The following is an 11,682-nucleotide window of genomic DNA, read 5'->3' as shown; positions in this document are numbered from 1 at the left end:
TCCAAACACAGCCCGTGCGGACTACAATTGATCAACCCGATCAATTGCTTAACGATCAAACCTCGTCAGGCTCATAACATGAAGGTCGTAGGTTCAATTCCTACTCCCGCAAATAAAAATACACCGTGCAACATCAGATGTTTACGCACCGCCCTAGGGCGGTGTTTCTATTTGCACCAATACTTCTAGAAGCACTGTGGAAGCAACGATAGGAAACTTCTTTTCGTAACTAGCCACTTACCCCCTCAGCTCTTTTTTGCCAACTTCTGTGCTTCGCCCACGGTGACCTTGCCGTGACGACCGATGGAAATCCTCTCCTTAGAGCGTGTTGAAGCATTCAGGGAACGAACAACTGGTTCGGCGAACTGCTGTCTTTGGTATCAACTATTTTGGTAATAAAACGATAGCCTGCGGCTTGACCCGCTTGGTGGGCGGGGAAATGGAGCGGCGCGGATGACTTGATCTCTGGCGGCGCGTTCGATTTCAGGTGAGCCAGAGCTATCGACGATATCAACCCAAGCCAGTGATCCATCAGGATTAATTTCGAAGAATACCTGCGCAAACCCGCGGACCGGTACATAGACGACGGGCGTTTGATTGAGGTGGACCAGGACTTGTCCGGCATAGTTAGTGGTATCGGAGTTTCCAACGCCGCGACCCGAGGATTGATTTCGGCCACTGCTGGTTCGGAACGGATCAGCCCCTTCCTTTTGATACAGGCTTAAGGGCGACTCTACTGTCCGCGAAGGGTTGCGCAAATTGTCGAAGTTACTGAACCCATCGAGCGATTTTGGCGTATCCGTTGCGGGCCTTCTGTCCGGGAGGCGGGGGCGTTTGGAAACAGATACAGCCTGATCGGAAGGCGCGGCTTGTTCTTCTGGTGGCTCGTTTGTTGGCTCATCGACCGAACTTGGGATTTCTGGTTCGACTGCCGTACTCTCAAGTGGAGGGACCGGCGCAGTAGAGGCGTCTGTGGGCGGTAAAGCTGCCAAGCGCTCGGGTTCCGGGTCGACCGCTGACGTTACGGAGGTATCTGCGTCTGTGGCTGGTTCCGGATTGGACGGGGCGACCGGTTTGGTCGGCACCTCTTCCTGTAGCTCTGATCGTGGGGCGACGGGCGCTCCGACATCGGGTGAAGATACCTGCTGAGGATTGGGGGAAGCGACGAGTGTATCGCTGATCGGGATGTCGGCAGTATCGGGCTTAACAGTGTCTTCAACCGGAGGCTCGGGTGTTTCAGCAGAGTCCGGCTGCACCGGGTCCGTCGTGTCTTCGGTGAATTCCTCGAATGTGTTGCCAAGCTCGATCAAACTGACCGATTCCTCATTGGCCCGCAGTTCTGGCAGACTGGAACCGTAGAAACTGATCCCAAAGATATGCAGGACAAGCGAAAGCACACCCGCCAACGCAGCGATGGCTGCTGACTTCCGGATCATTATAAAGCCTGCTGGGTCACGAGGTACACAGATGGCGCCCCATGCCGTCGAAGGGCACCGGTTACCTCCATCAATCGTTGGGCTGAAACATTGCGGTCGGGGACAATCCTGACGGGTCCGTCATCATGGCTGGCCATAAAAGCCTCAGGGTCGGTTTGCACTCCGCGAAAGCTGAGGATGCCATCAGCGTTCAAGACAAGCGCATCGGGAGGGTCGCGGCCTTCGAGTTCCGATGTGTCGACAAGCTGAAGCTCGGGATCAAGCGGTGGTGCCAGGGTGCCTGCAATCAGAAAGAAGATTAGCATCAGAAAGACGACGTTGATCAGAGGGATGGTCGAGTCTCGTTTGCGGCTTGGGCGACCAAAGCGGATCATCGGTCTACTCCAACACCGTGACGGTCAAGCCATCGCGGCCACGCAAAACAACCAGCAAATCCACAAGTCGTTGGGCGGATGTATCCGCATCAAGGCTTACCAGTGCCTGACCGGCCCCGATCCGCGTAGACAGTTCATCCAGCGCCAGTGTTTCGCCATTCAAAGTCACGCGCTCGGTACCGATCTGGATGAATATTCGCTCGACGGGTTCAGCCGATTCTGATGCGCCTGAGGTTGCGCTGCTGATTTCGATCTCCGCGAACTTTGAGAAAGTTGAAGACAACATGAAAAACAGCAACAGCAAAAAGATGACATCGATGAGCGGGGTCATCGACATCGGTCGTCTGACAAAGGGCGCCGTGTTACGCATGTTCAGCGTTCAGAATCTCGGTCCTGCCTGAGGCGGGCTGGTTCGAGCTGTTCGGGACCAGAACCGTGCGCAGTGCTTTGTCCGCAAACACCCGTTCCCGGGCAGTTCGGCTTTCAAACCAAGACAAGACCATTGAAGTCGGCATTGCCACCGCAAGGCCAACGGCTGTTGTTACCAGAGCAACCCAGATGCCACCTGCCAACAATGAGGGATCGACAGAAGACCCGGCAGACTGAAGGCTTTGGAATGCATTGATCATTCCCAAAACTGTTCCGAACAATCCAAGCAGGGGTGCAAGCTGGGCGACCGTATCCAAAAGCCGAAATCCGCGCTCCAGCCCGGCCAGTGCCAATCCAGCTTCGGCATCCAGTCGAGCGTCCAGATCAGGAGTGTCCGGCGCGTCCATCGCGGCTTCGACAAGCGGTGCAAGATAGCTGCTGCTCCGAGCGAGGCGCGCGCGTGCAGTGGCTCGATCTCCAGCATCCCAGGCTTGCAGCGCTTGTGACAGAACCTTGTGCCGCCCTACGCCACAGGCAGCGAACTGCCAAAGCTTGTAAAGAGTAACTGCTAAGGTCAGGACCGACATGACAATAAGGATAGCCACAACGGGCCCGCCAAGGGTCAGGATCTCTCGAAGAGAAGAGAGAATATTCATCCAAGCAACTCCACTTCAATCCGGCTGCTGAGCGTTAGGGTCGATTGACAGATGTCGCTCTGAGAGCCTTTTACCACGCATGAACTCGCGCCATTGATCAATGCGCGCCCAACAGTCGTGCAAGACATCTCTGGCAGATCGAACTGACGGACACGTGGGCGATCCAAAGGTAAGTCGCGAAAATCAAAAAGCGAGAGGGTAACGACACTGCCTTCGGTGTCAAATATCACCGTCTCGAATACGGCTTCATCGATAGTGGCTCCGGATTGGTTGGTCACCAGAAAGGTCAATCTGCAGGCACTACCAACGTCTTCCAACGCATTGAGCTCTAACGAAATCTCAGCGACAGGCGCCTCAGCGGATTGGGCCAGAGCTGCAAAAGGAAGCAGGCATGCGAAACAGGTAAGCAGGACACGGAGAGATCCCATTGAAGGCACCTATATGCTTGGGCGAACCGCGATTGCCCGCGTTGTATAGCCGACAATGGTCCTCTCATACCTGATAGTACAATCACTTCAAAGGAGCGCTGAAACGATTGTGAATTCGACCATGTTCGAAGTCATATTCGAGTAAGTTATTTAGCAAAGTGACGTATAATATGGCAAAATGACGGAATATTACCTCATTTCGTCAAGATACGATCTGCAATCCGAACAAGTCGCCCTTCATAATCAAAAGAAACACAGAATGGAGGCGCGTTTTGAGCTGGAATATTTGCGTAGTCGGGGCGGGGAAGATCGGTCAGATGATCGCGACTTTGCTGAAAACCTCGGCACATTACACGGTGACTGTTGCCGATCACGATCTTGCGGCCCTGTCAGCATTCAAGAAACGGGGCATTTCTACGCGGCAGATTGATGCCAGCGATAGCGCGGGCTTGGAGAAAGGCCTTAAAGGGTTTGATGCGGTGATCTCTGCTGCGCCGTTCTTTCTGACACCGGCGATTGCGAGCGCGGCCAAAACTGTTGGGGCGCATTACTTTGACCTGACCGAAGATGTCGCCGCCACCAACGCGGTGCGCGAGCTGGCGCAGAACAGCGAGACGGCATTTATGCCGCAATGCGGGTTGGCCCCCGGGTTTGTCGGGATTGCAGGCGCTGCGCTGGCGGCGGAGTTCGATGAAATCGACAGCCTGCATATGCGGGTCGGGGCGTTACCGCTCTATCCGACCAACGCGTTGAAATATAACCTGACTTGGTCAACCGATGGGCTAATCAACGAATACTGCAACCTCTGCGATGCCATTGTGAATGGCGAGAGGGTTAAGACAGCCCCCCTCGAAGATTATGAGCTGATCGGCCATGACGGAGTCGAGTACGAGTGCTTCAATACATCGGGCGGGCTGGGCACCTTGCCCGAGACGCTAGACGGTAAGGCGAAGGCGGTATCCTATCGCTCGATCCGCTATCCGGGCCATCGGGATATCTTGCGCTTGTTGCTCAGTGACCTGGGACTAGAGCGTCGCCGCGATCTGCTGAAAGAGATTTTTGAAACGGCCTTGCCGCGTACGGATCAAGACGTCGTGTTGGTCTATTGCACTGCAAAGGGCATCGTTGACGGCACGTTGCGTGAGAAATCCCTGATCAACAAGTCCTTTGCGCGCACCATCGATGGACAAGTCTGGAGTGCGATCCAAGTAACCACTGCGGCAGGCGTATTGGGTGTCGTCGATCTGATGCGGACAGGGGTTCTGCCCTCGAAAGGCTTTGTTCGGCAAGAGCAGGTAAAGCTTGCCGATTTCCTGAACACCGAATTTGGCCGGCTTTATCGCGCCGGTGACGTTACCGAACAAAACAAGGCGGCTTGAGATATGAAAGACATTATAATGACTGCTGAAACCACGCTTGCGAATTTGGACCTGACTGCAGCTGAGCTTAGCGGCGGGTCGCTGCGGGTGACCTCTCCGATAGATGGCAGCCTGTTGGCCGAGGTTCACGAAACTCCGGTTTCCGAGATGGGGGCCATCTTTGCCCGCTCGAAAGCGGCGTTCAAGGAATGGCGCGTTGTGCCGGCTCCGCGCCGGGGTGAGTTGATCCGACTGCTGGGCGAAGAGCTGCGGGCCGCCAAGGACGACCTTGGCGCGCTTGTCAGTTGGGAGGCAGGCAAGATCACCTCGGAAGGTCTGGGCGAAGTGCAGGAGATGATCGACATCTGTGATTTTGCTGTTGGTCTGTCGCGGCAGCTTTATGGTCTGACCATTGCTTCGGAACGCCCGGGTCATCGGATGATGGAAACGTGGCATCCGGCGGGACCGGTCGGAGTGATCTCGGCCTTTAATTTCCCGGTGGCGGTATGGTCGTGGAATGCTGCGCTGGCCCTGGTCTGTGGTGATCCGGTAGTTTGGAAACCGTCCGAGAAAACGCCTCTGACCGCGTTGGCTTGCCAGAAAATCTTTGAGCGGGCGTTGGCCCGGTTTGGTGACGCCCCCGAGGGGCTTTTGCAGACCCTGATCGGTGGTGCCGATCTGGGTGAGGCGCTGGTTGCAAGCGAGGATGTGCCGATCATTTCAGCCACCGGCTCGACCCGGATGGGCCGCGCGGTTGCGCCGATCGTGGCGCAGCGCTTTGGCAAGTGTATTCTTGAGCTCGGCGGAAATAACGCGATGATCGTTGGGCCGTCGGCTGATCTGGAAATGGCGGTGCGCGCGATCGTATTCTCGGCTGTCGGGACAGCGGGGCAGCGCTGTACGACACTGCGGCGGTTGATTGTACACAACTCGATCCGCGAGGAACTGGTTGGGCGTCTGAAGAAAGCCTATGCAGGTCTGCCCATCGGTAATCCGTTGACCGAGGGTACGTTGATTGGGCCGTTGGTGGATGAAGCTTCGGGCAATGCGATGACCGCAGCGCTTGAATCAGCAAAGGCCGAGGGTGGTGCCGTGTTCGGAGGTCAGCGCGTGACCGAAGGTGTGCCGGGCGGTGTTTATATGCAACCGGCCATCGTTGAGATGCCGGGCCAGACCGCGACTGTGAAGGCCGAGACCTTTGCTCCGATCCTTTACGTCATGGGCTATGACGATTTTGCCGAGGCGATCGAGATTCAGAACGACGTGCCACAGGGCTTGTCGTCCTGCGTTTTTACACTGAACATGCGCGAAGCCGAGCAATTCCTGACAGCGGCCGGGTCGGATTGCGGGATTGCCAATGTGAACATCGGCCCGTCCGGGGCCGAGATCGGTGGCGCATTTGGTGGCGAGAAGGAAACCGGAGGCGGGCGCGAAAGCGGATCAGATGCCTGGAAAGCCTACATGCGCCGTCAGACCAACACGGTAAACTATTCGGCCGAGTTGCCATTGGCGCAAGGTGTCAAATTCGACATCTGAACTCGAATGTCCGGCGGCACCTGATCGTGCCGCCGGATTCAATCAGCGAACAGGTAATCCAGTTGCATGATCGCTTTGGCCTGATCGGCACTGATCCCCAGAAATTCCGCGATAATCACCTCATTCTCCGAACGTTCCGCCGCTTCGCGCAAATGGAACAGCCCATCATTCTGGGTACTGCGGATCAATTCAGATTCGTAAGCCAGCGCATTGCGAAGGGTCGGTAGCAGACGTGCGAGAGAATCCTGTGAGCTGTTCTGGCCCGCAAGACCGACGCGATAGGCATGGCCGGTCAGATATTCATCTGAATAGGCACATTCGATTTCCAGAACACGTGTTTGGGCCTGGTCTGCACAGAAATCCTGAATGACGTCCAGATTGGCCGGATCTACGCAGAGTACCAGCCTGTCGCTTTGGAAATAATCGAACAACATACGTGCAACGGCCCGCCGATGGCGCGACCGCTTAATCAGGGTCGTCTCGATTCCACCCAAATCGGGCAATGGCGTATCCTGCTCATCATAGATGTATTCGATACAGGGAATGGGGGTTTCCGACGCGATCTGGTCAACAAGCCGTTTGGCGACATGCCACTTCTTGCAAACAATCAAAAACGCCTGCCGCTCGGGGCCTAACGTATTGCCGACCTCCCAAAAGCGCTGAGCGAAACGTCGTCCTACCCGACCGCGACCGGCAAGGAAGTGATACAGATTACGCCCTTCGTCCGAGATGTGGAACGTGACTCCTTCGCTGGCATAAAGCTGACCCAACCGTTCCTTCAACTCATGGGCCTCGGGGCTGATCTTGCGAGCGAACAGGTAGTTCTGCCCCAACAGCATGTCATAGTGATCATTGTAGAAGGTGACAGGCATGCCATAGTCGGAAAACATCAAAAATGTCAGTGTACGGTTTTCGATTTCCTGCTTCGGGACGAGGTGGCGAACAAGCGTCTGAAAGAACGTCTCGTCCGGAATCCAGGTGGTCGAGAAAAACCGGACCACATCGCGGCGTTGGTGCAGGAAGTCCAGAATCATCTCGACTGTGCGACGGCGCAGGCACCACCACTGGCTGCCGATCTTGACCTGCAGGTCTGCAGGTATGCCGCGGGTCAGACCGAAACGCTTTTGCATTTCGTATGCGGCATAGAACAGGCGCGGCTGATTGCGTTCGTTGAAATAGTGGCGATAGATCAGCCGGTCTTCTTTCATTCCGGTCTTAATCCAATTGCTTTCGAAGAAGTCATGGCTTTCGATGAAATCCATGTCGCGTTCATCAAGGAAGCTGTGCACATACTCGGCGGTTTTAATTGCCATGCAATCGCCGGACAGCATGTAAAAATGGGTGACCCTCGGGAACTGATCCACCGCCGCCTGCAATGCATGGAGCGTGGCCTGAACCAGTGACCATTCGCCCCATCCGCATTTGATCCGCTTCGTTGCAAATGTGACATTGCGGTTATCTTTCAGGGCGTCGCGTATCTGCGCATAATCCGTATCGTTGGCGCGGGCGTCAAAATGGATCGCCATACAATCGCCGGCAGCCGTCAGCTGACGTGCCTGCGCAATGATCGCGTCAGGATCTTTGTGGCACAGCAAGATATAGGCAATCTTTGCCATTTGCGTCTCGTAATTCCCCGTTTCTGCCCAATTGCAACCGTGATACTGAGGATGAGCGATTGAATAAACAGAATATTTTTGGTTCTTTGGGTCAAAATGCCGGAGTATCAATGCGATAACTGGCTAAGGAGGCGCAGTAGATGGGTTTTCCCGGAACGTGGATGACCGAAAGTCAAAGCATGGTCTACCGTGTTGTGCCGAAATGCGCCTGTTCGACGATCGGGCAAATCATGTATTTCTCGGATCATGGCAGCTTCTTTGATGGTGACATTCACGATGCCAAGGACGGAATGCACAAGTGGGCCTTTGGTGCCAGTCAGGATCCGATTGCCAGAAATGTTCAATCGCACCAGTCCTATACATTCACCTGCGTGCGTAATCCCTACACACGCATTCTCAGTTCCTTTTTTGACAAGATCTGTGGCATCCAGCGCAACGGCAAACGATATCGCGGCAATCTGGTGCCAACGCTGATTTACAACTATGGAATCGAGGTTGGCGGTGACGATGGCAAAGGCGAGTTCGATCAGATCGCCAGTTTCCGCCGGTTTCTGTTATTTGCACGTGACACGATCCGTTGGCGGCGTCCGATGGACCCCGACATTCACTGGTCGGCCATGTCTGGCCATGTCTCGACGCTGATCGCTAATGGCGGGCGATATGATCGGATTTTTTGGACCGAGAAGTTCAACGATGGGATGCAGGGTGTATTGGACAATCTTGAAACCTCGCATCCCGTGACTCTGTCCGAAATCCCGCGCTTCAACGAATCCGAAGGCCATGGGCCAAAACGCGTGCATCCGGTCGAGGATTACTTTGACGATTTGTCGATGCATCTGGTCTACGAGATCTACAAACAGGATTTTGAACTGTTCAAGTACGATTTCGAAAATCCCGCCAACAAAATGCCGACGGGTGAGATCGATCTAGATGAGATTCACGCCAAGCTGGGTGATTAAGACGCTCGAAGTGTGAGGCTCCCGCCCATCGTCAATGTCTCTTGTGAGACATCTCCTCTGGTTGGGCCCGGCGCCGCGCAAAGCGCGGCGCCGGGCCCAAATTCCGATACATGGAATCGGCGCAGCCGATTCCATGTATCGGGTGCGGGAGTATTCGCCCACCCGCAGTGCTTAGACCTGACGGACGGCCCCTTTTGCGGCACTGGTCGTCAATTTGGCATAGGCTTTTAGCGCGGTGGACACTTTACGCTTACGTGGTGCAACGGGCTGCCAGCCCTTCTCGTCCTGCTCTTCGCGCCGCGCGGCCAGGTCTTCGTCGGAGACCGCCAGATGGATGCTGCGGTTGGGAATGTCGATTTCGATCGTGTCGCCGGTTTTCACCAAACCGATCTCACCACCTTCCGCTGCTTCGGGCGAGACGTGGCCGATTGATAAGCCCGAGGTGCCACCCGAGAAACGACCGTCAGTCAGCAGCGCGCAGGCTTTGCCCAGCCCCTTGGATTTCAGATACGAAGTCGGATACAGCATTTCCTGCATTCCCGGCCCACCACGCGGGCCTTCGTAGCGGATCACCACCACGTCACCTTCCTTGACCTTGCCGGTCAGGATGTCATTGACAGCCTGGTCCTGGCTTTCGCAGACATAAGCTGAGCCCGTGAATTTCAGGATGTTCTCATCCACACCCGCAGTTTTCACGATACAGCCGTCGCGCGCGATATTGCCGAACAATACTGCCAGACCGCCATCCTGGCTGAATGCGTGCTCTTTCGAGCGGATCACGCCGCCTTCGCGGTCAGTGTCCAGCTCCTTGTAGCGGTTCGACTGGCTGAAGGCTTGTGTAGTACGCACGCCGCCGGGCGCCGCTTTGAACAGGTCCTGAGCCTTCGGGTTGTTGGCGACTTTGATGTCCCAGTTGGCAATTGCTTCGCCCATGGTGCCCGAATGCACTGTATGGCAATCCTCATGCAGCAAGCCTGCGCGGCTGAGTTCACCGAGGATCGAGAAGATGCCACCAGCGCGGTGGACGTCTTCCATGTGCACGTTTTCGATGTTGGGCGCGACTTTGCACAAACAGGGCACTTGGCGGCTCAGGCGGTCCATGTCGGACATGGTGAAATGCACTTCACCTTCGTGCGCGATGGCCAGCAAATGAAGCACCGTATTGGTCGATCCACCCATTGCGATATCCAAGCTCATGGCATTTTCGAACGCGTCGAACGTGGCGATTTCACGCGGCAGGAAGCCTTTCTCGTCCAGATCATAGTGGCGCTTGGTGATCTCGACGATGCGGCGACCAGCTTCCAAGAACAACTCTTTACGGTCGGCATGTGTGGCCAGGGTCGAGCCATTGCCCGGCAGCGCCAGACCCAGTGCCTCGGCCAGACAATTCATCGAGTTCGCGGTGAACATGCCCGAGCATGAACCACAGGTTGGACAGGCGTTTTCTTCAATGTGTTGCACCTGCTCATCGGTAAATCGATCATCCGCTGCGGCAACCATGGCGTCGACAAGGTCGATCTTCTTGGCGTCCAGATCGGCGATGTCGATCTTGCCCGCCTCCATAGGTCCACCCGAGACAAAGATCGCAGGGATGTTCAGACGCATGGCCGCCATCAACATGCCGGGCGTGATCTTGTCGCAGTTCGAGATACAGACCATAGCGTCCGCGCAGTGGGCGTTAACCATGTATTCAACAGAATCCGCAATCACCTCACGCGAGGGCAGCGAATACAGCATCCCGTCATGGCCCATGGCGATGCCGTCATCGACCGCAATGGTGTTGAACTCTTTGGCGACACCGCCAGCGGCCTCAACCTCACGCGCAACCATCTGTCCCAGGTCCTTCAGGTGGACGTGACCGGGTACAAACTGGGTGAACGAGTTGACGATGGCGATGATCGGTTTGCCGAAATCGTCGTCTCCCATACCGGTGGCGCGCCACAGGCCGCGAGCACCGGCCATGTTGCGGCCATGGGTGGAGGTTCTGGATCGGTACATTGGCATGATGCTGTATCCCTATTGCCCAAACTGCGATATTGGGTGTGTACGTTATAGCGCACGTATCATATGTACGTTATAACGCACAAGACAAATCGCAGGGCGCGGCTATGGAATCGGACGAACTAACGCTGAAACTAAGGGATGTGCGGGCGGCATCCGGGCTGAGCCTGTCAAAAGTCGCGGAACTCACCGGGGTCAGCAAAGCTATGCTGGGCCAGATCGAGCGTGGCGAATCAAGCCCGACCATCGCGACCCTGTGGAAGATCGCGAAGGGTTTCCAGCTCCCGCTGAGTGCTTTGATTGGTACTGCTGCAATGCGTGACACGACAGATGCCGATGTGTTCAGTACCGTGAGATTTCCAGGAAGCATCGAAGTCAAGATTGTCTTTCCCTTTGATCCCGCATTGGGGGCCGAAACATTTCATGTCGAGTTGTCACCCAATCAAAGCCACGAATCTCCGGCCCATGCAGCAGGCGTAACCGAAGAGGTTTTTGTTCTGAGCGGAGCTTTGGACGTGCTGCGAAATGGAAACTGGGTTCCGCTGCAATCCGGTCAAGGATTGCGATTTTCTGCGGATGTGCCGCATGGATACCGCGCTGGTGATCAGGGAGCTGCTTTTCTAAATATGCACCACTATTCGCAACCAGCGGAAGTTTCAGAATAGGAAAGCCCCATACAATGACCGCACTACTGGACAGTTTGACCGTCGTCGATGCCATCGGCTCATTCGGGGCTTTGATCGTTGTTGCGGCATATTTTGCGACCCAGATGCGAGTGATGAACTCGGAGGATCTGGCCTTTCCGCTGGTGAATCTTATCGGTTCGGTGCTGATCGTGTTCTCACTGCTGCAGAACTTCAATCTTGCGTCCATGCTGATCGAAGGCTTCTGGATCATCATCAGCGTTATTGGGATCATCCAGTATTATCGCCTGCGTCGTTTGCGATAA

At 55.5% G+C, this 11,682-nt stretch carries 12 protein-coding genes; 5 read left to right on the top strand and 7 right to left on the bottom strand.

Going from position 1 to position 11,682, the window contains the following annotated elements:
* Positions 1-380 precede the first annotated feature (380 nt).
* From ACRZ96_RS18720 to ACRZ96_RS18700, 5 genes are read right to left on the bottom strand one after another with little or no spacing between them, the layout of a single operon-like run.
* Positions 381-1,436: an energy transducer TonB family protein gene (locus ACRZ96_RS18720; RefSeq protein WP_480772264.1), complete on the bottom strand. Its 1,056-nt coding sequence runs from the start codon at positions 1,434-1,436 to the stop codon at positions 381-383.
* Positions 1,436-1,810: an ExbD/TolR family protein gene (locus ACRZ96_RS18715; protein WP_480814918.1), complete on the bottom strand. Its 375-nt coding sequence runs from the start codon at positions 1,808-1,810 to the stop codon at positions 1,436-1,438. The genes ACRZ96_RS18720 and ACRZ96_RS18715 overlap by 1 nt, the downstream gene beginning before the upstream one ends.
* A gap of 4 nt (positions 1,811-1,814) precedes the next feature.
* Positions 1,815-2,141 carry a biopolymer transporter ExbD gene (locus ACRZ96_RS18710; RefSeq protein ID WP_170395115.1) on the bottom strand — a complete coding sequence of 109 codons (327 nt, stop codon included), beginning with the start codon at positions 2,139-2,141 and terminating at the stop codon, positions 1,815-1,817.
* A gap of 31 nt (positions 2,142-2,172) precedes the next feature.
* Positions 2,173-2,835, bottom strand: a complete 663-nt coding sequence (locus ACRZ96_RS18705) for a MotA/TolQ/ExbB proton channel family protein (protein WP_480707545.1) — start codon at positions 2,833-2,835, stop codon at positions 2,173-2,175.
* On the bottom strand, positions 2,832-3,263 hold the full coding sequence (locus ACRZ96_RS18700; protein WP_480814917.1) for a hypothetical protein: 432 nt from the start codon (positions 3,261-3,263) through the stop codon (positions 2,832-2,834). The genes ACRZ96_RS18705 and ACRZ96_RS18700 overlap by 4 nt, the downstream gene beginning before the upstream one ends.
* Before the next feature lie 272 nt (positions 3,264-3,535).
* Here ACRZ96_RS18700 and ACRZ96_RS18695 point away from each other — a divergent pair, with 272 nt between their 5' ends.
* Both ACRZ96_RS18695 and amaB read left to right on the top strand, forming a co-directional pair.
* Positions 3,536-4,642 (top strand): saccharopine dehydrogenase NADP-binding domain-containing protein, encoded by a 1,107-nt coding sequence (locus ACRZ96_RS18695; RefSeq protein WP_170626354.1) that lies wholly within the window; start codon positions 3,536-3,538, stop codon positions 4,640-4,642.
* 3 nt (positions 4,643-4,645) lie between these two features.
* Positions 4,646-6,157 (top strand): L-piperidine-6-carboxylate dehydrogenase, encoded by a 1,512-nt coding sequence (gene amaB, locus ACRZ96_RS18690; RefSeq protein ID WP_480707547.1) that lies wholly within the window; start codon positions 4,646-4,648, stop codon positions 6,155-6,157.
* A gap of 38 nt (positions 6,158-6,195) precedes the next feature.
* Here amaB and ACRZ96_RS18685 read toward each other — a convergent pair whose 3' ends face one another.
* Positions 6,196-7,773: a DUF5928 domain-containing protein gene (locus ACRZ96_RS18685; protein WP_480772266.1), complete on the bottom strand. Its 1,578-nt coding sequence runs from the start codon at positions 7,771-7,773 to the stop codon at positions 6,196-6,198.
* Positions 7,774-7,913: 140 nt separating this feature from the next.
* Between ACRZ96_RS18685 and ACRZ96_RS18680 the strand changes: the two genes are divergently transcribed.
* Positions 7,914-8,732 carry a sulfotransferase family protein gene (locus tag ACRZ96_RS18680; RefSeq protein ID WP_170423261.1) on the top strand — a complete coding sequence of 273 codons (819 nt, stop codon included), beginning with the start codon at positions 7,914-7,916 and terminating at the stop codon, positions 8,730-8,732.
* A 171-nt stretch (positions 8,733-8,903) separates the two neighbouring features.
* Here ACRZ96_RS18680 and ilvD read toward each other — a convergent pair whose 3' ends face one another.
* Positions 8,904-10,736: a dihydroxy-acid dehydratase gene (ilvD, locus tag ACRZ96_RS18675; protein WP_170395133.1), complete on the bottom strand. Its 1,833-nt coding sequence runs from the start codon at positions 10,734-10,736 to the stop codon at positions 8,904-8,906.
* A gap of 104 nt (positions 10,737-10,840) precedes the next feature.
* On the opposite strand from ilvD, the gene ACRZ96_RS18670 reads away from it, so the two are divergent.
* Both ACRZ96_RS18670 and ACRZ96_RS18665 read left to right on the top strand, forming a co-directional pair.
* On the top strand, positions 10,841-11,398 hold the full coding sequence (locus tag ACRZ96_RS18670) for an XRE family transcriptional regulator (protein WP_170395136.1): 558 nt from the start codon (positions 10,841-10,843) through the stop codon (positions 11,396-11,398).
* Between the two features lie 14 nt (positions 11,399-11,412).
* Positions 11,413-11,682, top strand: coding sequence for a CBU_0592 family membrane protein (locus tag ACRZ96_RS18665; RefSeq protein WP_170395139.1), 270 nt, complete (start codon positions 11,413-11,415; stop codon positions 11,680-11,682).

The sequence above is a fragment of the Ruegeria sp. CF1 genome, assembly GCF_056537445.1.
Note: the sequence above shows the minus strand (reverse complement) of the source record. Positions and strands in the feature narration are given on the sequence as shown.

Excerpts from the sequence above, each read along its gene's own strand:
- ACRZ96_RS18720 (WP_480772264.1), bottom strand. The coding sequence starts at position 1,436 with ATGATCCGGAAGTCAGCAGCCATCGCTGCGTTGGCGGGTGTGCTTTCG.
- ACRZ96_RS18715 (WP_480814918.1), bottom strand. The coding sequence starts at position 1,810 with ATGATCCGCTTTGGTCGCCCAAGCCGCAAACGAGACTCGACCATCCCT.
- ACRZ96_RS18710 (WP_170395115.1), bottom strand. The coding sequence starts at position 2,141 with ATGACCCCGCTCATCGATGTCATCTTTTTGCTGTTGCTGTTTTTCATG.
- ACRZ96_RS18705 (WP_480707545.1), bottom strand. The coding sequence starts at position 2,835 with ATGAATATTCTCTCTTCTCTTCGAGAGATCCTGACCCTTGGCGGGCCC.
- ACRZ96_RS18700 (WP_480814917.1), bottom strand. The coding sequence starts at position 3,263 with ATGGGATCTCTCCGTGTCCTGCTTACCTGTTTCGCATGCCTGCTTCCT.
- amaB (WP_480707547.1), top strand. The coding sequence starts at position 4,646 with ATGAAAGACATTATAATGACTGCTGAAACCACGCTTGCGAATTTGGAC.
- ACRZ96_RS18685 (WP_480772266.1), bottom strand. The coding sequence starts at position 7,773 with ATGGCAAAGATTGCCTATATCTTGCTGTGCCACAAAGATCCTGACGCG.
- ACRZ96_RS18680 (WP_170423261.1), top strand. The coding sequence starts at position 7,914 with ATGGGTTTTCCCGGAACGTGGATGACCGAAAGTCAAAGCATGGTCTAC.
- ilvD (WP_170395133.1), bottom strand. The coding sequence starts at position 10,736 with ATGCCAATGTACCGATCCAGAACCTCCACCCATGGCCGCAACATGGCC.
- ACRZ96_RS18670 (WP_170395136.1), top strand. The coding sequence starts at position 10,841 with ATGGAATCGGACGAACTAACGCTGAAACTAAGGGATGTGCGGGCGGCA.
- ACRZ96_RS18665 (WP_170395139.1), top strand. The coding sequence starts at position 11,413 with ATGACCGCACTACTGGACAGTTTGACCGTCGTCGATGCCATCGGCTCA.